Here is a 22,427-nt window from a genome sequence, read left to right on the forward strand (position 1 = left end):
TATGGACAATCCTGGAATAGATGATATATAATGTGACCAATGCAATCTAATATGAAATGGATAGGGAAAGCATCCCGAAACCATGTCGTTCGACCGTAGCGTCGATCGTCATGATTCGAGAGGCTTTCCCTTTTTGTTGTTCCAAAAGGAGGTGGGCTCATGAAATGGGTGTCTAAGGTGAGCGTACATCAGGTGCTGGGAGGGCGTTATCGGGTCATCAAGCAAATTGGCGAAGGGGGGATGAGTTATGTCTATCTGGTTGAAGACTTAAAGCTTGTCGGTAAACGTTGGGCTGCAAAGGAAACGAAGCTATTGCAGCCTGATGATGCGGTGGGGGTAGCGGCGGAAGCGGCCATGCTGATTAGGCTGAATCATCCGAACTTGCCGCAAATTGTTGATTTTATCGGGCCGGACGAGGAGGGTTACATTTATTTATTCATGGATTATATCGAAGGAGAGACGCTTGCTGCAGACTTTGAGAGACGTGGACGATCGTTAACATTCGATCATATCCTTCGACTTGGTATTCAGCTCTGCGAAGTACTCCAATATCTCCATCAATGCCAGCCGCCAATTGTATATCGGGATTTGAAGCCATCGAATGTCATGATGGATGTACATGGTCAGATCCGGCTGATTGATTTTGGGATTGCAAGACATTTCAAGCCGAATCAGGAGGAAGACACCGTTTGTCTAGGTACGGTTGGCTTCGCAGCTCCGGAGCAGTATGCAGGCAAGCAAAGCGACACACGCAGTGATCTCTATGGACTTGGCGCATTATTGATGCATTTCGTAACGGGAGGGAGGACGAGCCAATTTGGGAAGGCAGGGATGGACGCTATTCCGCAAGAGGTGCCAGCGGCATTCCGACAGTTGTTGCAGAAGTTGTTAGAACGAGATCCGAATCTACGAATCCAGACGGCTAGTGAAATCCGAGAGAAGCTGGAGCAGATTCATGTGGAATTGGCCAAAGCTTGGAAAGGAAACCAACCAGCCTCAAGCACGCTACGATGGCGAGGGACAGGCACGATTGCACTGATGGGGGTTCATTCCGGGGTAGGGACGACACATACGGCGATTATGATGGCGCATTACTTAGCTCATTCCAAGCAAAGAGTTGCCCTTGTGGAATGTATGCGGTCTGAAGCATTTTACCGTATTCGGTCAATCTTTGACGGGGAACCCATGAGGAGAACGGGAGAACGATTCACGATTCATGGTGTAGACTATTATCCTTTTCTCGAGTCGCGCAGCCTGATCCCTTTACTCCACGCAGATTATGATGCCATCGTTCTGGATCTGGGTGTTTATGGAGAATCGTCCATGTACGCTGAGTTTCTAAGGGCGAATTTATCGTTTGTCATCGCTTCTGGTGCGGATTGGAGGCAAGAAGATCTATCCGAATTTATTCGGCAAGCAGGATTCACTCACACCGCAGCAAGTTTTATGGGGCTAATTCCTCTCGCAACGCAGCAGGTGATTCGTGATATGGAACAGGCAACAGCGATTCCTCAACTGCATGCCATCCCCTATCATATAGATCCGTTCCACATCGATGAAGATGCGCGGTTAGCACTCCAAGCCGTCTTGCCGATTGAACAGACCCCTACGAAGTGGCGGCAAGGAATCGGTAAGCTTTTATTCTCAAGAAGGAGCAGAAGGGATGTCAAAAATTAGACAACGGACGAAAAACTTATGGATCGCGGGACTCATTGGCGCGGCCATTATGGGCTGTTTGTTCCTCAGTTATGCCGTCTACTGGCAATTACACGTTCAGAAAATAAAGCGGGATACAGAGCTGCAATACGAACAGCAAATATCCGCGCTGCAAGCGGCTCAGCAGGAGCAGCAAGCTAAGAAGCGCAGCGTGTGGGTTCTGAAAGCCAACGTGCCTGCTGGCACACGAATTGCAGCGCAACATATTGAGTCGCAAGAGATTGACCTCAATCATCTTCCTGCGAATTTGATAAGCAGCAAAGAGAAGGTCGTCGGTAAAATATCTAAAATCGACTTGTCCGCGAATACCGTTCTTATTCCATCCATGTTCTATGAAGGACAAGCAACACCGAATGATCTTCGTAATGAACAATTTGCTCAGATCCAATTACCTTTGAATTTGCGTGATCAGGATGTCGTCGATGTCCGAATTCAGTTCCCAACAGGTCAAGACTATATTGTTCTGTCCAAGAAACGCGTGCAACAAATCGCAGCGAATACGATCAGTATGCAATTGACGGAACAAGAAATCTTGATGATGTCGAGTGCGATGGTCGATGCATTGATCCATCACGGTTCAATTTACAGCTTAACGTATGTTGATCCAGGTATGCAGTCCGGCGCGATTGTGAATTATCCGTCGAATGCCGAAGTGCTAGAGTTGATCGAGACCAACCCCAATATTGTGGAGGTAGCGAAGACGGCGCTCGCGAAGGTGGCTCGTAAGAAGCTAGAGGCGGCGCTAGCCGAGAAACAAGTGCTCTATGGGGATGTTGCCATTAGATCATCTGTGACACCACAACCGGCAGTGGGCAATCCGCAACCAGCATCACCGGGGGCACCAACCATCGACAAGTTGGAAGATGGAGCACTGACCAATGAAGAGCAGACACACCTATTCGAGCAATCACCGAAATCTAGTGATGATGCAGGGAGTGGTCAGTGATGCGCAAAATTATGGTCATCGGCAGCTGTGAACAGAGTGACTTCCTATTGCTCGTGTGCAAGGTGCTATCCCATGCAGATGGGCGCGTACTCTTCATCGATGGATCGAGATCTCGAAGCACGACGCATTATATTTCATCCCTCCTCCATGTCGGGGAGATCGTTGAATTTGAAGGTTTTGATATCGGAGTTCACTTCTCGAGCTATGTCGATGTGTCGAAATGGTTGGAGGACCAAGATCAAGGTGATTATGATTTCGTTATTATTCAATCAGATGATCGAAATTTTTATGATCGATGTTCTCTAGAGGCGATGGACGCCCATGTTATTCTGACGCAATTCGATAAAGGAAGCATCCAGCGAAATGAGCAGATTCTTACAGATTTACGTCTTACAGAGAGAGCTGTCGTTCCTTTTGTCGGGCTATACGTGCCGTATGTGGTGTGCAGTATTCATGAAGAGTACATCGAAGAACGATACAATAAGCTCGCTGTTCAATGGTCAGATGATAAGCTTCGAATTCATTATGATGAGCGATTGTATGAGCGGTTCATTGATGGGCAGTTCGCTGAGCGATTGAACCTTAAACGACTATCAAGAAGTTACAGACGCCAAATCATTGCATTTGTTCAGCGTATTTCCATGCTAGAGATGAATCAAGTAAAAAGAGCTTTTCGCATAGCAAGGAGGAGATGATGGAATGGGCAAACAAGTAGTCTTTTGGGGGCCAGTTCATGGACAGATGGGAACGACTTCAAATTGTATTTCGGCAGACTGCATGATCGGTTTCGAATCACCGATCCGAACACTGATTGGAAGTACGCAGGGAGCCTTCTCGACGATGGAATCGGTTGTGTTGAAGCCCTCGGAACGTCTTGGAAGAGAACCTTTTCAACGGTCAGGATTGGATGCGCTCGAGCGACTGGCCCTTAATCAACGGTTAACCGCGATGAATTTATCCGATTACACGATTCCACTATTGTATGAAAGATTGGACATCCTTCGAGGATCACAGCGCAAGAATTCTCAGGAGGGGTCCATTGATATAGAGTTGTGGGAAAAGATTCTGGGACATGCGAAGCAAGCCTATGATCTGGTCATGCTTGATGAGAATAGTGGTATTCGCCAGTCTGGAACGATGCAAATGCTCCAAGCATCAGATGTGATTGTGATTAATTTGAACCAGAATGCAGCCATTCTGGAGCAATTCAGTGCAAATCAGGAGCTAATTGAGCTCCTTCAGACGAAATCCTGTGTCTTTGTCCTGGGCCAATACGAGCCAGGATCAAAATATACGGTACGTAATATCGCACGAAAATATAAGTTTGTTGAAGAGTTATGTACGATCCCACGCTGTGTGGATTTTATGGATGCATGTAATGATCACAGTGTACTTGAATTCGTGCTTCGTCATCGTAATATCGGGTCACGTCACCCGAATTATACGTTTATTCAAGAAACTCGGCGGTTTGCGAATACCATTCTGAAGCACGCTGGGGTGGACTCGGAGTTATTTTGCGAGAAAGGGGCTTGATGCATGGATATATCGTATGTGATGAATCTTGGGCTGATCCTGCTCATCATCGCAATCGTAGGTGTATTGCTGTATTTGAAGCTGTCGAGCCCTGATGTCAAGCAGCTCTCGCAGCAGCAATCTGTCCAGACGATGCAGGATCAACAATTTACGATCGTTCAGATGACTGCTTATGTTCGAGAGTATCTTCATGAACATGTAAATGAAAATATTTATGCATTAGGATTATCGGGTGAGGAACTTAGGCGCCGGAACAATAAGCGTCTGGAACTGCGCCAGGCACTGAAAGGCTGTGTATACGGGGATCTTCAAGATAAGCAGTTCGTGAAGGATTTGATCTATGATTTGCTCGTGACAACCTATGGACTGAATGAACGCAATATTAACCAGGTGATCCCTTTTGAAGAGGTAGAACGTTGTACGGATCAGGACTTATTCGAAATTATTCTATATTGGTATAAAGGAAATTATGGTCTTAATGCACTATCTACGCTAATTCAGACCTATCAATTGGATGAACTGAGATTGCTGAATGAAGAACAAGATACGGAAGGATATCGAATTACGGCAGAAGATATACGATTCATTTACATCAATGAGTATCGGCCGTTAACGTTCGAACAGAAGTTACATATTATCGTCCAACGTATTTATCAATCTTACAAAGGATTCAGTGTCGTTGATGAAATTCGGGATATGCGGATTGATGGCGTGTCTGGAGGGGTATCTGGGGTCCCGGGGTCCATTTCATTCATGCATTTACAAGAACAAATGACGGGTAGAAGGTCGGGCTTATCTTCAATCGATGCACCTAAATCCTATGATAGTGTATGGATTTTCTACCGTGGGAAATCGATTCATATGTCCTTTCTCAGCTTTGGATCAGAAATCGAGTTGAAACGGGTATGTCAGAACATCTATAAGTACAACAATCCGGGGCAGTTATCAGAGACAGTTGGTTATAAAGTGAACGAAATGAAAGACGGGTCACGTATCGTGGTCGTTCGCCCGCACTTCGCAGAATCATGGGCATTCTTCGTCAGGAAGTTCGATATTCCGAATGCATCCCTTGAATCCTTAATTCAGGATCAGAATGCGGAGATTGTGATCGATTTGCTCAAATATTTGATGAAAGGGGCAAGGATTACCGCGATTACTGGGCAACAGGGGAGTGGCAAAACAACGCTGCTCATGGCGCTTGTCCGCCATATCTATGGGACGTTGACACTTCGTGTTCAGGAAATGGCTTTCGAGCTGCATCTTCGGAAAATTTATCCGTATCGTAATATTCTCAGCTTCCGTGAGACAGATCATATACGAGGACAGGATGGGCTAGATGTGCAGAAAAAGACGGACGGCGCGGTTAATATTATTGGCGAAGCAGCGACCGATCCCGTAGCAGCGTGGGTGATTCAATCTTCCCAGGTGGCGAGTTTGTTCACCTTGTTCACACATCATGCGAAGACCTTCAATGATCTTATTTTCTCACTGCGAAATTCATTGCTTAAAATCGGGGTCTTCTCCAATGAACGGATTGCGGAGCAGCAAGTGGTTCGTGTTATTGGGTTCGATGTGCATCTTCGGATGGATCGAAATGGTCATCGGTATATTGAGCGGATTACAGAATGTGTTCCTTCAGGAGACTTGGCGTGTGAGAACACATACGAAGCATTCAATATTGTGGAGTACCGAGAAGGTGCTTATGTTGCCGTAAATCGGCTTTCCGCCCGGAGTATAACAGAGATGTCAGAACAGATGTCAGAACAGGATGCTGTAGAACTTGCTGCTTTCGTGGAGAACCATTGGGGGGAACGTTGTGGAGCTTAAATCGATCCTTCTTCTTGTCGTAGGGTGTTCCATATTGCTTGCCTCTTTCCTTTTTATTGTCTACCGTATTGTCGAGCGTAGGCAGCGAAGTGCGATCCATGGGCAACTTCGATCTAGGCAATTATGGGAGCGGCTGCATACGAAGAAATGGGGGGAGCGGCTGAGTCAACTTTACCAGCGTTGTTACTTCATTTTCGGTCGAATCCCTGTACTGCGTCAGTATGTACACAAAATCCGTCGGCGAATAGCAAGTATTCATGCTTATGATGAACTGACGATGCGGCGTGAGACGGTCCATATCGTACTAATAACGCTTTTGTTAGTGATGGTTACGTTTGGATTACTCATCATGATGCATCAGAGCTTAACTTCATTGGTCGTGGTGGGTCTAACTTTCTTAATACTCAACAATATGATGATTGATATGTTCGTTCATCGGGTAGAGAACCGACTATTGAAGCGATTTGTCCATTTTCTTGGGGATGTCAGACATTACTATCATGCACATGGAATGATTGAAGAAGCAATCTGGGACGCGTCCGAGCATGCGACACACGAGGCAGAACAGCATGGCAAGAAGATTTATGACATTCTAACCTCTGCTGAAGCAGAAGTTCTATTGGAACAATATTATGAAGTTGCGCCGAATCGCTTCCTAAAAGGGTTCGCAGGGATCTCACATCTTATTTCAGAGTATGGAGACAAGGTTCTGAAATCGGGTTCACTTTATCTGAATGCACTATCGCAATTGACCCAAGAAGTCCAGATGGAGCTGCTTCGAAGGGAGAAGCTGAGTTATCTGCTACGAAGCTTGACAATCATTGCTGTGGCACCCGTATTATTTACCGATCCTATCGAACGATGGGCAAGAGATCATTTTGCCGTTATGGGACAATTCTATGATTCGAAGTTCGGGCTGTTGATGAAGACCGTTGTCTATCTTACGATTATCATCGCGTACGTACTGCTGCGTAAAATTCAGGAGAATGATGAAGGGAAATTTGCTAGGTCCAAGCGGAAGAGAAAGTGGGAGAAGGTGCTGTATGAGCTTCCTTGGATTCAGATCATCGTCGATCGGCTTGTCCCTCCATTATTCTCGAAGACTTATGAACGCATTAAAAATCTTCTCAAAGACGGTAATTCTACCCTTCCGATGGAATGGTTGTATTTGCATCGATTGGTCTATGCGGTTGGAAGCGGAATTGTTGTGCTGATTCTATGCATATATCTGCACATTGTCGGAAGTCAACAGATTCTTAATGTGACGAACAATCCAACTATGGTGTTAGGTCGTTTAGATGCCCAGGAACAGATTAAAGTGGATGTGGGGTTGAAGATCGAGCGCGAGATCACATTACAAATGCAAAGCCAGCGTGAATCGTTGCATAAGAAGGTTGCTGAGGCTGTGGAACGCAGTACAATACAATTCAAGAATGCAACAGATCAGAAAAGCACCGTGAAGCGTATCGTAGCGAAGATCGAACGACTGCGTGATGAATATTTGAAGTGGTGGGAATTACTGGTGAGTCTAATCATTGGATGGATCGCTTACTCTATTCCGATCGGGCTGCTCTACTTCCAGAAGCGAATGCGTCAAATGGATATGAAGAACGAAGTAGATCAATTCCATACGTTGATTGGAATTTTATGTGAAATGGACCGCACTTCGGTAGAGAGCATACTGGAGTGGCTTGAACGATTCTCTTCAATATTCAAAGAACCGCTTCAGCGATGCCTTCTGCACTATGAAGCAGGCGCTGAGCAAGCGCTAGAAGATTTGAAAGAAGAGGTGTCGTATGTTTCATTCTTGCGAACGATTGAGAAATTACAGCTTGCAGTGGATAAGATCCCTGTCCGAGAAGCTTTTGATGATCTTGAATCGGAGCAATCTTACTATCGAGAATTGCGCAAGCAAGAGATGGAACGAGTGCTCAATGCGAAAGCCAATTGGGGTCAAATGATCGGCTTCACACCGCTTTATGCACTGATCTTCTTATATCTCGTTATTCCGCTCGTCTATACGAGCATGAATCAAATGCAGAACTATTACGATCAAATTCAAAAAATAAATTAGGAGTTGGGAATTATGGGTAATGCACAAAAAGCACTAGTGATGGCAGCGGGTATTTTTTTGGCGATTGCATTGATTACGATAGCGGTGGTCCTATTCATTTCCGCACAGGAAGCAACAAAGACAGCACAGAACAATTTCTCGAATATTCAGACGGAGCTCTCGCAGACTGCTTTTACTGTGTATGACAATACCGTTGTTAGTGGCTCTCAAGTGGTTAATGCATTAAGAAAATTTTCAGATAAGGATCAATTCGGGATTCAAATTATGACAGGGAAGAATCGCTCAGGTTCCTGGTATGGTAAGACAATTGATACAGCTAGCAAAATTGATGACCCTAATTATGGATCAGTAGTTGATAATATCCCCCCTACAGGGAAAATGGCAGAGGCGATCAATGAAGCGAAACCGGATTATGTGAACCCGAGCGGGAAATTCCGTTCGAGGATCATCATGGACAGCAGTAATGTCATTCGAGGCATCGTATTTGAACAGAATTAACGGTTATGAGCGAAAAAGGGAGTCTTCAAGACTCCCCATTTGGTTAGAGAGGGTGCCTATCTATGGATGAACGCGTCAGGCACATGTTGGAGTTATCTGTTGCGGTAATCATTTTTCTCGTCGCCATGGATTTATTCTTTGGATCGACTGGGATAACTACAAAAGGACTGCAGCACGTGTATGAAGTGAATGCTTCCAGTGATCGAGATCTGAAGACAACGGTTGAAATCGAAGGGCAATATGAGGTGACGGGTGCAGACATTGTAGCGATGATAGGATTACTTGAGCATTTAGATGCTCCTATCGTTGTTGATGGAATCAGATATAGTCCTGGGATTCATGTAGAGGATGTGGACTTGTCACACATCGAAGTAAAGATGCAGTATACCGAGAAGGTTGAACGAAGCGCAGATGGCGCGGTTAGGTTGATTATTTATGAATCTTGAGAGGGGAAGCGATAATGATCAATTCGATAGCGAAGGTAGCAGGGTTAATATTAGCCGTATTATTGTTATTCGTTTTTCCTAATCAAGATTTATACCAAAGGCAGGATGATATATCTTCCATGCTGGTCTATAAGAGTGTTACGAACTTTGTAGATGCAGCGAGAGACATCGGTTATGTTACACCACAAATGTATAATGACTTTTTCAATGAATTGGCTATGACAGGGAATTCTTATGATATTCAAATGGAACATCGACAAAAGCGTTATGACCCTGTCTATCTCGATCCTACGGATGTGAGTACTTTTCAGGATGATGTTCTGCTGAATTATGAATACCATGGTCGCGGGGATATACTAGCAACCCTATTTCCGGATAATACGAAAGCCGTGGACGATAAATCGAGGCACTATGAAATGAATATTGGAGATTATTTCGGTGTGACCGTAACAAATACCAATCGAACAGCTGCAACGGTCATGATGGATGCGCTAACCGGGGGGATATCTGCAAATCATAACATTGTGGTTCCATACGGAGGTTTAGTGCGCAATGAAGATCACTAAATTGGCTATTATTTTTGTGCTTATTGCATTCCCTTTTACATGGCTGAATAGGCTCCATGCCTCAGAACAGTCTAATAATTTACGAACGGAGACGGCATATAATTCGATGCTGGATACGGCGGTGGATGATGCAGCTTATGCACTTCACTCTAAGCTTAAGCAATCCGAGCAATATTCTGGATACGATTCTGATAAAAGGTATAGCCTCGATGTTCAACTCGCTGTGAGTACATTTTTTAATACCATTTTCATCAATATGAATGCTGTTGAAGATCAAGTGATTCAAGAGTCCATTAAACATTACATCCCTGCTGTAGGTGTCATTGGATATGATGGGTTCACCTTGTATACGGAAGAAGAGTATCAGGCTTCCGGACAGAGCTACTACAAGCATATTATGAGGCCACTCAAGCCGTATACGCATGTGGATGACAAAGGAAATGTGCTTCGATTCACGCTCGATGATTATGTGGTCGTCTATAATCCGAGCACAAAGCAGTGGTCTCGTGGGAATAGGCAGGAATTAGGGGATAGGATAGATATCCCTCTGTTAAGGGATGCTGCGTTATTCGATTCAGTTCGTCGGCAGACGATCATCGAGCATATTCAGAACGAGCTTGCATATGCCATCAATAAGCACAATGAGAGAGCTAGAAGGAATGGAATTAGTTATACGTTTACGCTCCCTACCATACCGGATGAAGAATGGCAGAACAGTATCAATGATGTGGGTGTTATTGCTTTTATTCAAGGTCTTCCGATGGGGAGTGGGGTGTATAACAACTATGCGCTGGGTGGATCTCGTATTCTCAAAGCGTCTCTCTATTATGGATTTACTCTGAATGGCATCAAATATGTTTATCCTAGTAAATGCACATCTGTTAATCCTGAGAAAGTCTTCTCTTCACAAAGGGAAGCTGCGGCAGAAGGGTACATTCTGAAGCGGTGCTAGCGGATAGTGACAAATTGTAACAAGAATGGAGTTTGTTTATGTCATATTATGGTATAATTTATAGGCTATAAAATGAAATAATGGGAAATATGTGCATAATGATATCGGGCGAATGTACCGATATTATTTTGTATGCTGAAGAAATTTCGTGTATTCTAGCGTTATTTAATGATAGAATCCGAGATTTTCTTCATAAACCCATCGACGCTTAGGAGGAGAAATAATGAAAAAGGTAATGATCTCAACAATGGCTGCAGCTGTTCTTTTGGCTGGAAATATGGCAGAACCAGTTTTGAACGCGGAAGCGGGTGTTCTTGATAACACAATAAGTAATACCAGTCTAACATTTAAGGATGTTCCGGCTGCGCATTGGGCTGCTTCTGCTGTCGCATCAGCTGTCCAAGATGGCTACTTGAAAGGGTACACCGATGGAACGTTTAAACCAAGTGCTCCGGTGACGAAGGCCGAAATGGCTACGATCCTAGGACGGTTAACAGAGCAACCTGTTGTAACAACAGGGAACAGTGCGAGTTTTACGGATATTCCTGACTGGGCAACCGAAGGCGTTCAAGCAGCCGTAGCAAAGGGATTTATTGATCCATCTAAATATGCTGGGAAGTTAGATGCGAAGGCAGCTTTAACCCGTGGTGAGATGGCTATTTGGTTAGCGCAAGGACTGGCTGCGGTGAGTCCTGACTATAAGCAGGCACTTTCCGATGTGACGAACACTGTCATCCCTGCAAAGGAATACTTCACAGGAAAACTACCTGAATCACAAAAAAATAGCGTTGCTTTAGCAATGGGAACTGGATTAATGAGTGTCGGTAGCGATAAAAACTTTGGAACGGATCGGACTACAACACGAGCAGAGGTAGCAACACTAATTGCAAGATATACTTCTGTTGCAAAGAAACAACCAGATGACTTCAAAGGCTTGCAAGAACTACGAGCTGTAGGTTTGACCGGAACAAACTTGAAGGTAACCGCGCCCTCTTATGTAAAATTGCCTAAAGAGAGATTACCAGAAAGCTACGACTACAACAAAATAACCGACGACTTTTCTAAAGTTCGAAATAAAGAATTGGTTACACGCGCGGATTATGCAGCAGTAAAAGTGAAAAACTGGATTGTCGTAAGTCCATATGCAAAAGGTGACCAGCGTAGTATTTACTATCCTGTCTTTATGGATGAGGGAGATACCGCCTTAAATGGAGCTTATTTTTCTTTCGCAGAGTTTGATATGAAAATTAAGGTGGACTCTATGAGTCAAACACAAGCTGGAAATCTGTTTAATTCCCCCGCTATAGATCCATTAAAATCACCTTCGTCGAAAGCTTATAAAGAATATTCGCTACCACATACCAATGATATTACTAAGAGTAGAGGTATTTTTACAGTAAATAAACCTCATTATTGGGGAATTGGCTTATTATGCTTTGATGATATATTCTTTTCTAAGGTAGATCTCAAAGCTAAGGATGGTACTGAATATTATGTCGCCCAAAAAAATGATTAAGGGTGATAATAATTGAGCAAACCCAAGAAGCATAAAAAGTCTCTCTCAACTATATTAGCTATAAGTTTAATATTATTACCTATACTTACTTACTCCAATGTTGTCTTTGCTGCTGGGGGACCAGGTTCAAAACCTCCATTAAATGCTCCACACTTTGAACCGGCTGGTCCTGCAAAATCACAAAAAAAAATAAGTCCAGTTCGAGGTGTTGCAAGTACTAGTCCAGGTACTTACATCTATCAACAAGATGACTTGAGATGGAAAGTTGATGGGTCATGTAATGGGCAATTACTAGAAAACAATCCATCAAAAAATAAACCCGTTTCATCCTTGGTATGTGAAATTATTGATTTAGATCATCCAGTCTATATGCCCACCGAATATATTGATAGTCTTGGCGCTGCGCATCCTACAAGTGAGTTTACTGATGTCTCATTACGTCCTATATATATGGATCAAGCGAAATACAAAGTTGGAGATCCAATTTTGGTTAGTGTAGATTCTTTCATTGGTAGAAAAGCACAATTCACTATCCAAATCGGGGGAGTCATTGAACCATCTGCTTATAGACAATATAATCTCGATCACCCAAAAGATCACCCCAAATTTGAGGCCGATTATCTATTTCATACTGATGTATATTGGGTAGCTCTAGCGGAAGTGACTAAGGAAATCAACCTAACTGGTGGGGGAACATTAACAAAAGGGGAGACTAAACAACTCAATGCCACTGTGAAAACCAAAGCTGGAGATGGAAGCTTTGGACCTGAAACTAACGTCAATACCGGTAGTGGAGGTACATCTACTTGGAAATCCTCTAATGAATCAGTTGCTACTGTAAGTGCTTCTGGTTTAGTGACTGCTGTAAACAAGGGCACTACAACCATTACAATACTTTGGGAAAAAGACGGATATCAATTAACAACTACAGCTAATATTGGTGTAGGTACTGACCCAGATCCCGGCTGTGGCGGTAAACCATGCGGAAGTGGGCAATGTACCTTTACGATAGGAAGCCCTATGCAATCCTCTGCTGTCAATTTGAGTGACATGGACCCAAATGCAAATGGAGTTATTAAAGCAGACAATAGAGACTCTGAAAAGTTCGATGTATTAAAAGGAATTCCTACTTCGGAATCTTTATTTACCAATGCATTCGCAGATAACTATCTATTTAAGCATATTTGGGCAAAAATGTCCGGGAAGATCGATTATAATTGTTCGGTTGATGTAACTTATAAAAGAGAATGGACGGTTTCAGGACCGGAAGTGTGTGATGACAAAGGCAAATGTAAACCTGGACCAGCTGTTCCTGAAAGCGATACACAATCAAAAACTTACTCATTTTCGTTTACTCGTGACTTCTCGTATTGGCAAATCAATAATTTAGAAGTATATAAGATCAATCGGGCGTCAATGAGCAACTATGCTTTACCAGGTGGAATGGTAACGATGAACCCTTCTGGGTACACACCTCCTAGTCTAGATTCTAAACATGATGATTCTGTTAACAGTCATGTGAGACCAGGAGAAACCGCATCGATCAATTTTACTCCTCCTGTCCGAACGGGTGGTTTGAATTCTCCGCCATCTTTGCCGGATGACACAGGCACTTTAAAAGGTATGGCACAATCGAACACTCCCGAAAGCAAAGTAAATAACGACATGGTTAAATTCAACAATAATACGATCATGGATCATTCCGAAGTGACGAAAGACGGCCCTACGCCAACGAATATCCCTAATCCAACGACCATTGGGCGCGATGTACTTTACAAGCCGAATAATTTGATCAGTAGCACGTTGTTGAATAGAGTTGATACGCCCAGCACCGGGACAATCTATTACGATTTATTGCCGAATAATATTAACGGCGGTTCAAATACACAATTTCCAATTAACGGCATTAATACCATAACCGTACACACCCCAACCGTCATTTATGCTGGCGTTAGTGATGATCAAGAGCATAACCAGAAGACCAAGCCGAATCCAGCAAGGTCCGCGATCATCTTGGACCGTCCATTTACGATCATGATGCCAACGAAGGGTCAGCACAGGAGTATACCCGGCTATGGAAACCGAGATTATCAGAAATATATTAAATTAAAGGAAGTCTGGTTTCCTTTTGATGTGAAGACAGAATCGGGCACGTTCATTCCGAAGAAAACATGGTACAGCATACCGGTAAGCGATCAATCATCCAATTTCTCCCTACCTGTATGGGTGGACGAGGGCGATTATACGGTACTATTCCGCACTTTTGCAGAGAATTCACCTGGAACTGGATTTACGACGCAAACGAAGGCCAATCTCAATCTCGTGAACCATGTAGCAACAGATACCGTAGATGTCGAAGTTATAGGCAGAGTTTATGATTTCCGAGTTACGGATGTAGAAGATTACCTCTGGGAAGGAGTATTTCGGACGGGTAAGGGCAATCAGGCGCATACGGGGAAATGCTACTGGGTTGGAACCAACGGGATTGACGGCGCTCTGCGAGGGAATCAAGTACCCTTCGTACTCCCAATATTAAAGGGAAGCAATCCGCTCCAAGGTCACTCTAATATTACAGTCAAGCAGGGATATAAATTCAAATTTGATCTGAAAACCAAAGGGAATATGTTCGAAGGACAAGATACCATTCGAATTACCCCAACCTTCTATTTCGTCGATGCGAAAGGGAAGAATCGGCAAGAGGTTGATCTTTATTATCACACCAAGAACAAGTATTTCGTGAAAGTCGGCTCCAAGGACGATGTCTTTCCAATCAAATCCACTCTTGATACAAGGCTTCGAAATGTACCGCAAAACGAAATATCGATGACAGCAGGTACACTCTTCGATTTAGGTCTAGCACAAGGTAGTGTAAATGACCGCTCAGCGTTTATCCAAAGGTATTTACAATTGGCACAGCGAGAAGTGGGAATCGGTGGATTCCATGGATTAGATCTCACCCAACCCATGCGGACATTCTTCGGACCAATCCAAGTCCCGGCTGGCGTCAGTGTTCCTCGAGCTCATGCGGCGGAACAGAAATGGTATGGGGAGTACAGTGTTCCTACGAAATCGTACATTGTTCCGAAAGGGTTGAATGTATATCAACAAGGCCGTTTCAATGACAAAGCTTCGTTTTTCTTGAAAAACGGATATCTCATCGTGAACTTCAATATAGAGACGCTGCGTAAGGGCGATCGGAAAAATCCGCACTTGCAGTACATCTACGCACCACTTACGAATCAATGGAAACGTGAAGGGTTCAGATATACTGTAACGGATTCCTACGGTGGTATTTTCAAGCTTAAGGATGGGGACGTATTGTTCAATGATAGCGATAAATCGATGTTAGATGATTTCAAGTCTGCAGGCATTATGTAATATCCCCCGGTTCGGCTCCTAACAGGTTCCCTTTCTGTTAGGAGTTTTTTAATTTTCATTTTGTAGAATTGGGATAAAAAATAGCTATGGAAACACGACATGATATGTTACAATGTGTTGTTGTAATTTCAAGTAAATTTAGTATCGACCTGGATAAGGAGCTTTGATTCAAATATGAGTTTATTAACGGTTGAAGACGTTGCACATAATTTTGGAGGACGACAGCTATTTAAGAATGTGACATTCCGCCTGTTAGCTGGCGAGCATGTGGGACTTGTCGGCGCGAATGGCGTAGGGAAGTCAACACTCATGAATATTCTGACAGGTAAATTGTTGAAAGACGAAGGCCGCGTCGAGTGGATGCCAAAGGTGCGTTATGGGTACTTGGATCAGCATACGGTGTTAACACCAGGTAAGACCATTCGTGATGTGCTGAAGGATGCTTTTCTACCGCTTCTAGAACTAGAACAAGAAATGATGGCAATCACCGAGAAAATGTCGGATGCCAGTCCGGAAGAGCTTGAATTATTACTTGAGCAAATGGGCGAGATTCAAGAGCAGCTCGAAATCGGTGACTTCTATATGTTGGATGTTAAAGTGGAAGAGATGGCGAACGGCCTTGGCCTGGATGCGATTGGTCTAGAACGCGATGTCGCCGCACTCAGTGGGGGACAACGCACGAAGGTTCTTCTCGCCAAGTTATTGCTTGAGAAGCCAATGGTACTGCTGCTCGACGAGCCAACCAACTATTTGGATGTCGAACATATTAACTGGCTTACGAACTATCTTAAGGAATATCCGTATTCTTTTATGCTGATTTCCCATGATACGGAGTTCATGAATCAGGTCGTTAACGTGATCTATCACCTTGAGTTTGCAAAGCTAACACGCTATTCCGCGAACTACGAGAAGTTTTTGACCATGGCGGATATGAATAAGAACCAACATATCGAAGCCTATGAGAAGCAGCAAGAGTACATTAAGAAACAAGAGGATTTCATCCAACGGAATAAAGCGCGCTACTCCACCTCTAGTCGTGCGAAGAGCCGTGAGAAGCAGCTCGAACGGATTGAACGGATTGATCGTCCGGAAGAAGCGGTGAAGCCGACGTTCCAATTCAAGGAATCCCGAGCAAGTGGCCGAATCGTATTCGAGGGGATTGACTTTGAGATAGGATACTCTCACGCACTGCTGCCTAAAATGTCCATGACGATTGAGCGCGGTGAAAAGATTGCGATTGTTGGGTGCAATGGCGTTGGTAAATCAACGCTGCTTAAGACGATCCTTGGCAAAATTCCAGCGATCAGCGGGAAGACCTATTTAGGCGACTACTTGCAGCCTGCATATTTCGAACAAGAAGTTAAAGCGGGTAACTTAACGCCAATTGATGATGTATGGGATGAATTCCCTTCCATGAACCAACATGAAGTGCGTGCTGCCCTTGCCCGTTGCGGGTTGAAGAATGAGCACATCACAAGACCGCTAAGTATGCTGAGCGGGGGAGAGCAAGCAAAGGTTCGTCTCTGTAAATTACTAATGCGGGAGAGCAATTGGATTTTATTCGATGAGCCGACGAACCATTTGGATGTGGTGGCCAAGGAAGAACTCAAACGTGCCCTCACAGAATATAAAGGGACCGTCCTCCTCGTATCGCACGAGCCTGAATTCTATGAAGATTGGGTAACGAAAACGTGGAACGTGGAACAATGGTCTATGCATCCTACTTCTAAATAATACACATAGCCACTCTGATGCTCGATGCACGGGGTGGTTTTTGCATGCATGGAATGAAAATGAATATGACACACTATGGAAAACTACGGATTGACAGGTGGAGTCTCAGGTGTCGGAGCGGATATTAATTATTGAAGATGATCAAGATATTTCATCTTGTATTCAAGAGTTATTCACTTCAAGTGGTTACGAGGCGGAAGTGGCTAACGATGGAGAACAAGGATTATCGATCGCATTACAAGGAAATTGGCATTTGATTCTACTCGATTTGAGTTTGCCGGGTCTTAGTGGTCTTGAAGTCCTTGAAGCTTATAGAGCTCAAGGGAGGAAGACACCTGTCATTATTATTACGGCATTGGATCGGACAGAGAGCGTTGTTGAGAGTTTCCAGATTGGTGCCAATGATTATATCACGAAGCCCTTTCACTCCGATGTATTGCTTGTGCGTGTACGAAACCTGCTGGATATTTTCCGCCATGTTGGGTTGGAAGGGGCAGAGGATGCAACCATTATAATCGATGATTTACAAATTGAGCCCGATTCGCGAAAGGTGATACGAGGGGGCGATATGATTGATCTTACGCCCAAAGAATTCGATCTCCTCCTCTATCTAGCGAAGAATAAGAACAAAGTCTGTTCCCGTGAAAATATTCTAAATGCGGTGTGGGGTTACGATTTTATGGCGGATACGAACGTGATTGATGTATTTATCCGTTATGTACGTCAGAAAATTGATAAAGGACGTAAAAAGAAGTTGATTCAGACGATCCGAGGAATAGGGTATTCTCTGCAAGAGAGTGACCAGGACCCCATTGAGCGTGATGAATAGAGAAGGACAAGCCTTTAGATGGGTCCCAAAGGGCTTGTCCATTTTTTTATTACAAGACTCGCTTAGCAACGACATAACTACTCTTCCATATACCTGTGTTCATATTGGAATATGTTACACCGGGTGATCCATAAGTATGAAGGAGTCGACCATTCCCTGCATAAATCGCAACATGGTTTACTTTCCCTTTGCCGTTCCGATTCGTTGTCGAGAAGAATACCAAATCTCCGGGTTTCAAATTCGATTTGGATACCGTTTTGCCAACTTTAGATTGATTGATCGAAGTCCTAGGCAGATTAACGCCGTATTGTTTATATAAGTAGAGTGTGAAGGATGAGCAATCAAATGTTCTGGTCGAAGTGGTTGGTGCGCCAAATTGATATTTGCGTCCCATAAACTTCTCACCTTGTTTAATGATGTTTGCAGCCTTCGCACTTGAAGATAGTGCAGATGTATTGGCAGTGCTTGTCTCTGCTGCATAGGCATGATTCGTTGGTTGGATTGTCAGTGATCCAGCCAATCCGATGGTGGCGCATAGTCCAAGTACGATTATTTTGTTGATGAATTTGTTGTTTTTCATTGTGACCTCCGTCATGACGTAGTGGTGTTGTCTGGCATGACCGGAGTATAGCACTATATGGATTGCCTAATATTTACCTCATACGGTATAAATCTAGGTCTGGTAAGGCTTTCCGCCCAATTATTAAAAAATGATGAAAATTCAGTCATAATTTCTTTCTTGACAACGATTACAAGGTTGCAAATCATCTTTAAGTCATTGATGTATAAGGTTTTTTCGCGTTCTGATTGATGACAGAATTGTCATTATATTTTTATCTTTTTTTAAGCTTGTACTCATATTAATTTCTTCACATTGGTCGACACTGATAATGTCAGTGTGCATGAAGCACACAAGAGATGAAGGAGGTTGACAGGTAGTGAAGAAAAATTGGATTCGAGTGGCTGTGTTCACGATGTTCGTGCTCGCCGTTCCAGCAAGTGCATATGCATCCGCGGGACAAGAGTCAGAAGCGAATAGCGATGAACCGACGGTAATACAATCAGCATTAATCGCACATCCGCATGAGGGGCATTCCAAACGGGGACATCGATTACAGAAATCCGTTAGTGAAAAGCTGTTAACACTGCTCAAGCTTGATGAGAAGACATTCCGCCAAAAGTTGAAGGAAGGAAAGACGTTAGCTCAGATTGCCGCTGCGCAAGGGGTTTCGCGTGATGAACTGAAGAAGACGATGATCGAGGCGCATAGTGAAGCATTGGATAAAATGAAGAAAAACTTTGCGGATCATATTGATCAAATGATTGATTCGCAGCGGAAAGATATGCGTCAAGTTAAAGCCTTACATAAGACGCTAATCACCCAATCAGAGTAGCATCCACGTGATACGCCAAATAAAAAAGGTTGCCGAAGGAAGCTTCGACAACCTTTTTCTATGAACTAGTCTCTTGTCAACATCACTAACAGCAACCCATCCGTGATGGTTATGGTCCCTACCTCTTGCTCCAGTTCATTGCTAACAGAGAGGGACTTCCCAATCGTCAAGGTTGCTTGGTGAAGCGGGTACCTGAATCCTTCTAATGTCACGCCAGTCACTTGCAGGGATAATGGAAGCAAGGATACATATGTAAATGATGTTTTCTTTACATGATAAGGACGACTCGCATCCATGATACAAATTTCATTATGTGGATCGATAAGTGTACAATGGACTCCGGCTTCGAGCGTTCTACGCAAGAGGTGGATGTTCGAGAGCGAATGATCTATGCGTGTCCCAAGAGCACCATGAATCACGATCTCGCTTCGATTCTGCTCAAGCGCAAGCTCCAAAGCCATCTCTGTATCCGTCAAGTCTTTGTAGATGGGATCACAATCGATAAATCGTTCACTGTATAATGCAATCTGATCCTTTACTTCCTTCGTAACCGAATCGAAATCGCCAACGGCAATATGCATGGGGATCTGGTGTTCCATGAGAAATGCCGCTCCTCGGTCCACACCTATTATGAAATCTCCCGGCTTGATATCATTTAGAGCAGTTGGAGTAAGTTCTCCGCCTGAGAAAATTATAATTCTAGATTGATGATCTAACATAGCGATCGTTTGCCTCCGATTCTTCTAACAATTCACCCAAAAAGTACATGGGACTAGCTTACCAATCTCACTCCATTATCGCAATATTCTATGGTTGTATTTTGCTTATTTTATTTGTTGGCATTTGTCAAATTAGCATATAAAATAGGGAATGCGCAATTATGAAATTTCATCATCGATGGAGAGAGGATGCTTGACGTTGGATTTGGAAGTGTTTGAACTATTCAGCATTATCGGTACGATTGCATTTGCGATGAGCGGCGCAGTTGTAGCAATGGAAGAGAAGTATGATATTCTTGGTGTGTTCATCCTTGCTCTTGTCACCGCATTTGGTGGTGGAGTCATTAGGAATGTATTGATCGGTATCCCTGTGGCGACGCTCTGGAATCAAGGACTTTTCTTGAAAATCGGTGTCATCGCAGCAGCTGTTGCGTTCATCCTTCCTCTGAAATGGATTCGCCATTGGCGAAGAATGGAAGCATTTTTTGATGCAATCGGCTTGTCCGCCTTTGCGATCCAAGGTGCACTCTATGCAACACATATGAATCACCCGGTTACTGTCGTTATGGTCGCTGCATGTCTTACAGGAATGGGAGGCGGGATGATTCGAGACCTGCTTGCAGGTCGCAAGCCACTTGTCCTTCATGATGAAATCTATGCGGTCTGGGCGATGCTCGCCGGATTGGTAATTGGTCTTGGGTGGTTTACATCCTCAATCGAATTGTTAGCTTTGTTCTTTATCGTCATTATTCTAAGAATGTTCTCGGTTTATTATAAATGGAAGCTGCCACGTCGCACGCTGCAGAAAATGAACTGATCTATTGGTCTATAGAAGAGGAGAGGAAAATATGAGTCAAATTAAAGTAGAGTTTGTTTGTCTTGGGAATATCTGTCGTTCACCGATGGCGGAAGCGGTCTTCCGTCATATGGTGAATGCAAGAGGGTATAGCAATAAGATCGTTATTGATTCATCGGGAACGGGGGATTGGCATATTGGTCGTCCGCCGCATGAAGGGACAAGACGCATTCTAGATACGAATCATATTTCGTATGAAGGAATGGTGGCACGTCAGTTCACGGAACAAGATTTCGAGAACTTTGACTATATTGTCTGCATGGACTCGAACAATCTTCGCGACGTACATGCACTACCAGGCAGCGATCAGCATTCCAAAGTCATACGGTTTATGGACTTACTGCCGGATGAGAAAGAAGAGAATGTACCCGATCCGTATTATACCGGCAATTTTGAAGAAGTATATCGCTTAGTTCAGGCCGGCTGTAATGCCTTGTTGGATCGTATTGAACGAGAAGAATTAATATAGAAGAGTATTTCTTAATGAAGAAAAGCGACATCCGTCATGGCATGTCGCTTTCATTTTGGCTACTTTAGATAAAGTGATGCGTGGTCCACTTACTTCAAGAAATGTTTCAATCCATCAGGGATATATTGCTGCCAGAAACCCCAAACGTGCTGGCCGTCGCGCTCTAAATAATGGACATTAGACGATTTTGCGAGGAAGATGTCTCTTGTATCGCGGTTGAACGTTACAAAGTCGAATGTACCGTGATCTGTAACGACTACATCTTCTTGAAGTCCAACGATCATGTAAAGCCGCAGCCAAGATAAATCTGATTCAGTTGCAATAATGGATTGAGAATCGGGATAATAAGCACCTGATAAAGAAATGACGTTCTGGAATAAGTTCGGGTATTGTAGTGCAATATGAACGGAGACACTACCACCGAGGGAGTCGCCCGCCAGAATTCTGGAATCCAGATCCGAACGAATCGGATATTTACCTTCTATATAAGGAATCAATTCATGAGCGAAAAATTGTACATATAACTGATGCCGCTCGCCAACGGGAGAATATTCCGAAGTCCTCACTTTTTTATCCACTTCAACGCCTACAATAATGAAGGGCTCTAGCTCCTCATCAAGAATGAGTTGATTTGCGAGCGTTGCGACCCTTCCGAAGTTAAAGAAATCTTCGCCGTCTTGGCAGTAGACGACCGGATAGCTGATCCAAGCTTGATAACCCGGAGGTAGGTACACGCGCAGCGTTCTTTTTTCATTTAAGTAGTTACTTTCAATTTCTTCTTTGACGATCGTTCTTTTCAAATATCTGGCATCTGTCATGGAGAATCACCTTTTTCGTAGTAGTATGCAACTAATTTGTAAATAATAGGGGTGTATGGGTAAAGATTTTTACAAAATATTCACGATTGTATTAATCTGTACTATAAAAATTATTCAACTGTTATACATACAAAACAACAAAATATGTCGTTATTA

General features: G+C 43.6%; 20 protein-coding genes. 17 read left to right on the forward strand and 3 right to left on the reverse strand.

All coding sequences use genetic code 11. The features are described from left to right. Window positions 1-159: 159 nt before the first annotated feature. From AC3WU2_RS19030 to AC3WU2_RS19095, 14 genes are all read left to right on the forward strand, one after another. The gene (locus AC3WU2_RS19030) at window positions 160-1,677 is read left to right on the forward strand and encodes a serine/threonine protein kinase (protein ID WP_492456662.1); all 1,518 of its coding nucleotides are present in this window, start codon (window positions 160-162) and stop codon (window positions 1,675-1,677) included. After that, on the forward strand, window positions 1,664-2,662 hold the full coding sequence (locus AC3WU2_RS19035) for an SAF domain-containing protein (RefSeq protein ID WP_492456663.1): 999 nt from the start codon (window positions 1,664-1,666) through the stop codon (window positions 2,660-2,662). The genes AC3WU2_RS19030 and AC3WU2_RS19035 overlap by 14 nt, the downstream gene beginning before the upstream one ends. Further along, window positions 2,662-3,357: a hypothetical protein gene (locus tag AC3WU2_RS19040; protein ID WP_492456664.1), complete on the forward strand. Its 696-nt coding sequence runs from the start codon at window positions 2,662-2,664 to the stop codon at window positions 3,355-3,357. Before AC3WU2_RS19035 ends, AC3WU2_RS19040 begins: the two co-directional genes overlap by 1 nt. 4 nt (window positions 3,358-3,361) lie before the next feature. Further along, window positions 3,362-4,195, forward strand: a complete 834-nt coding sequence (locus AC3WU2_RS19045) for a chromosome partitioning protein ParA (protein ID WP_492456665.1) — start codon at window positions 3,362-3,364, stop codon at window positions 4,193-4,195. Window positions 4,196-4,198: 3 nt separating this feature from the next. Further along, the gene (locus AC3WU2_RS19050) at window positions 4,199-6,022 is read left to right on the forward strand and encodes a pilus assembly protein CpaF (RefSeq protein ID WP_492456666.1); all 1,824 of its coding nucleotides are present in this window, start codon (window positions 4,199-4,201) and stop codon (window positions 6,020-6,022) included. Continuing rightward, entirely contained in the window at window positions 6,012-8,096 is a 2,085-nt protein-coding gene (locus tag AC3WU2_RS19055) for a hypothetical protein (RefSeq protein WP_492456667.1), read from the forward strand. Before AC3WU2_RS19050 ends, AC3WU2_RS19055 begins: the two co-directional genes overlap by 11 nt. Window positions 8,097-8,108: 12 nt before the next feature. Next, complete coding sequence (locus tag AC3WU2_RS19060) at window positions 8,109-8,594, forward strand: hypothetical protein (protein ID WP_018755630.1); 486 nt, start codon at window positions 8,109-8,111, stop codon at window positions 8,592-8,594. Between the two features lie 62 nt (window positions 8,595-8,656). Continuing rightward, window positions 8,657-9,040: a hypothetical protein gene (locus tag AC3WU2_RS19065; protein ID WP_492456668.1), complete on the forward strand. Its 384-nt coding sequence runs from the start codon at window positions 8,657-8,659 to the stop codon at window positions 9,038-9,040. 14 nt (window positions 9,041-9,054) lie between these two features. Then, window positions 9,055-9,606: a hypothetical protein gene (locus AC3WU2_RS19070; RefSeq protein ID WP_492456669.1), complete on the forward strand. Its 552-nt coding sequence runs from the start codon at window positions 9,055-9,057 to the stop codon at window positions 9,604-9,606. Next, a complete protein-coding gene (locus AC3WU2_RS19075) occupies window positions 9,593-10,558 on the forward strand; it encodes a hypothetical protein (protein WP_492456670.1) in 966 nt (321 codons plus the stop codon). The genes AC3WU2_RS19070 and AC3WU2_RS19075 overlap by 14 nt, the downstream gene beginning before the upstream one ends. A gap of 223 nt (window positions 10,559-10,781) precedes the next feature. Beyond that, complete coding sequence (locus AC3WU2_RS19080; RefSeq protein ID WP_492456671.1) at window positions 10,782-12,074, forward strand: S-layer homology domain-containing protein; 1,293 nt, start codon at window positions 10,782-10,784, stop codon at window positions 12,072-12,074. 12 nt (window positions 12,075-12,086) lie between these two features. After that, window positions 12,087-15,452, forward strand: coding sequence for a DUF5704 domain-containing protein (locus AC3WU2_RS19085; protein WP_492456672.1), 3,366 nt, complete (start codon window positions 12,087-12,089; stop codon window positions 15,450-15,452). Between the two features lie 174 nt (window positions 15,453-15,626). Further along, on the forward strand, window positions 15,627-17,186 hold the full coding sequence (locus AC3WU2_RS19090) for an ABC-F family ATP-binding cassette domain-containing protein (RefSeq protein WP_492456673.1): 1,560 nt from the start codon (window positions 15,627-15,629) through the stop codon (window positions 17,184-17,186). 109 nt (window positions 17,187-17,295) lie between these two features. Continuing rightward, the gene (locus AC3WU2_RS19095; RefSeq protein WP_492456674.1) at window positions 17,296-18,015 is read left to right on the forward strand and encodes a response regulator transcription factor; all 720 of its coding nucleotides are present in this window, start codon (window positions 17,296-17,298) and stop codon (window positions 18,013-18,015) included. A 49-nt stretch (window positions 18,016-18,064) separates the two neighbouring features. Here the strand turns inward: AC3WU2_RS19095 and AC3WU2_RS19100 are convergent, their stop codons facing one another. Then, window positions 18,065-18,595: a C40 family peptidase gene (locus AC3WU2_RS19100; RefSeq protein WP_492456675.1), complete on the reverse strand. Its 531-nt coding sequence runs from the start codon at window positions 18,593-18,595 to the stop codon at window positions 18,065-18,067. Window positions 18,596-18,953: 358 nt separating this feature from the next. On the opposite strand from AC3WU2_RS19100, the gene AC3WU2_RS19105 reads away from it, so the two are divergent. Continuing rightward, complete coding sequence (locus AC3WU2_RS19105; RefSeq protein WP_492456676.1) at window positions 18,954-19,409, forward strand: hypothetical protein; 456 nt, start codon at window positions 18,954-18,956, stop codon at window positions 19,407-19,409. Window positions 19,410-19,474: 65 nt separating this feature from the next. Here the strand turns inward: AC3WU2_RS19105 and AC3WU2_RS19110 are convergent, their stop codons facing one another. After that, complete coding sequence (locus AC3WU2_RS19110) at window positions 19,475-20,128, reverse strand: thiamine diphosphokinase (protein ID WP_492456677.1); 654 nt, start codon at window positions 20,126-20,128, stop codon at window positions 19,475-19,477. A gap of 178 nt (window positions 20,129-20,306) precedes the next feature. Between AC3WU2_RS19110 and AC3WU2_RS19115 the strand changes: the two genes are divergently transcribed. Together AC3WU2_RS19115 and AC3WU2_RS19120 are read left to right on the forward strand one after the other, a co-directional pair. Continuing rightward, window positions 20,307-20,945: a trimeric intracellular cation channel family protein gene (locus AC3WU2_RS19115; protein WP_040674614.1), complete on the forward strand. Its 639-nt coding sequence runs from the start codon at window positions 20,307-20,309 to the stop codon at window positions 20,943-20,945. A 31-nt stretch (window positions 20,946-20,976) separates the two neighbouring features. After that, a complete protein-coding gene (locus AC3WU2_RS19120; RefSeq protein ID WP_492456678.1) occupies window positions 20,977-21,453 on the forward strand; it encodes a low molecular weight protein-tyrosine-phosphatase in 477 nt (158 codons plus the stop codon). Between the two features lie 89 nt (window positions 21,454-21,542). Here the strand turns inward: AC3WU2_RS19120 and AC3WU2_RS19125 are convergent, their stop codons facing one another. Next, complete coding sequence (locus AC3WU2_RS19125; RefSeq protein WP_492456679.1) at window positions 21,543-22,271, reverse strand: alpha/beta hydrolase; 729 nt, start codon at window positions 22,269-22,271, stop codon at window positions 21,543-21,545. Window positions 22,272-22,427 lie beyond the last annotated feature (156 nt).

Source organism: Paenibacillus sp. EB106-05-06-XG162 (genome assembly GCF_058791655.1).

Excerpts from the sequence above, each read along its gene's own strand:
- AC3WU2_RS19075 (WP_492456670.1), top strand. The coding sequence starts at position 9,593 with ATGAAGATCACTAAATTGGCTATTATTTTTGTGCTTATTGCATTCCCT.
- AC3WU2_RS19100 (WP_492456675.1), bottom strand. The coding sequence starts at position 18,595 with ATGAAAAACAACAAATTCATCAACAAAATAATCGTACTTGGACTATGC.
- AC3WU2_RS19030 (WP_492456662.1), top strand. The coding sequence starts at position 160 with ATGAAATGGGTGTCTAAGGTGAGCGTACATCAGGTGCTGGGAGGGCGT.
- AC3WU2_RS19040 (WP_492456664.1), top strand. The coding sequence starts at position 2,662 with ATGCGCAAAATTATGGTCATCGGCAGCTGTGAACAGAGTGACTTCCTA.
- AC3WU2_RS19065 (WP_492456668.1), top strand. The coding sequence starts at position 8,657 with ATGGATGAACGCGTCAGGCACATGTTGGAGTTATCTGTTGCGGTAATC.
- AC3WU2_RS19080 (WP_492456671.1), top strand. The coding sequence starts at position 10,782 with ATGAAAAAGGTAATGATCTCAACAATGGCTGCAGCTGTTCTTTTGGCT.
- AC3WU2_RS19110 (WP_492456677.1), bottom strand. The coding sequence starts at position 20,128 with ATGTTAGATCATCAATCTAGAATTATAATTTTCTCAGGCGGAGAACTT.
- AC3WU2_RS19045 (WP_492456665.1), top strand. The coding sequence starts at position 3,362 with ATGGGCAAACAAGTAGTCTTTTGGGGGCCAGTTCATGGACAGATGGGA.
- AC3WU2_RS19050 (WP_492456666.1), top strand. The coding sequence starts at position 4,199 with ATGGATATATCGTATGTGATGAATCTTGGGCTGATCCTGCTCATCATC.
- AC3WU2_RS19070 (WP_492456669.1), top strand. The coding sequence starts at position 9,055 with ATGATCAATTCGATAGCGAAGGTAGCAGGGTTAATATTAGCCGTATTA.
- AC3WU2_RS19090 (WP_492456673.1), top strand. The coding sequence starts at position 15,627 with ATGAGTTTATTAACGGTTGAAGACGTTGCACATAATTTTGGAGGACGA.
- AC3WU2_RS19115 (WP_040674614.1), top strand. The coding sequence starts at position 20,307 with ATGGAGAGAGGATGCTTGACGTTGGATTTGGAAGTGTTTGAACTATTC.
- AC3WU2_RS19120 (WP_492456678.1), top strand. The coding sequence starts at position 20,977 with ATGAGTCAAATTAAAGTAGAGTTTGTTTGTCTTGGGAATATCTGTCGT.
- AC3WU2_RS19035 (WP_492456663.1), top strand. The coding sequence starts at position 1,664 with ATGTCAAAAATTAGACAACGGACGAAAAACTTATGGATCGCGGGACTC.
- AC3WU2_RS19125 (WP_492456679.1), bottom strand. The coding sequence starts at position 22,271 with ATGACAGATGCCAGATATTTGAAAAGAACGATCGTCAAAGAAGAAATT.
- AC3WU2_RS19060 (WP_018755630.1), top strand. The coding sequence starts at position 8,109 with ATGGGTAATGCACAAAAAGCACTAGTGATGGCAGCGGGTATTTTTTTG.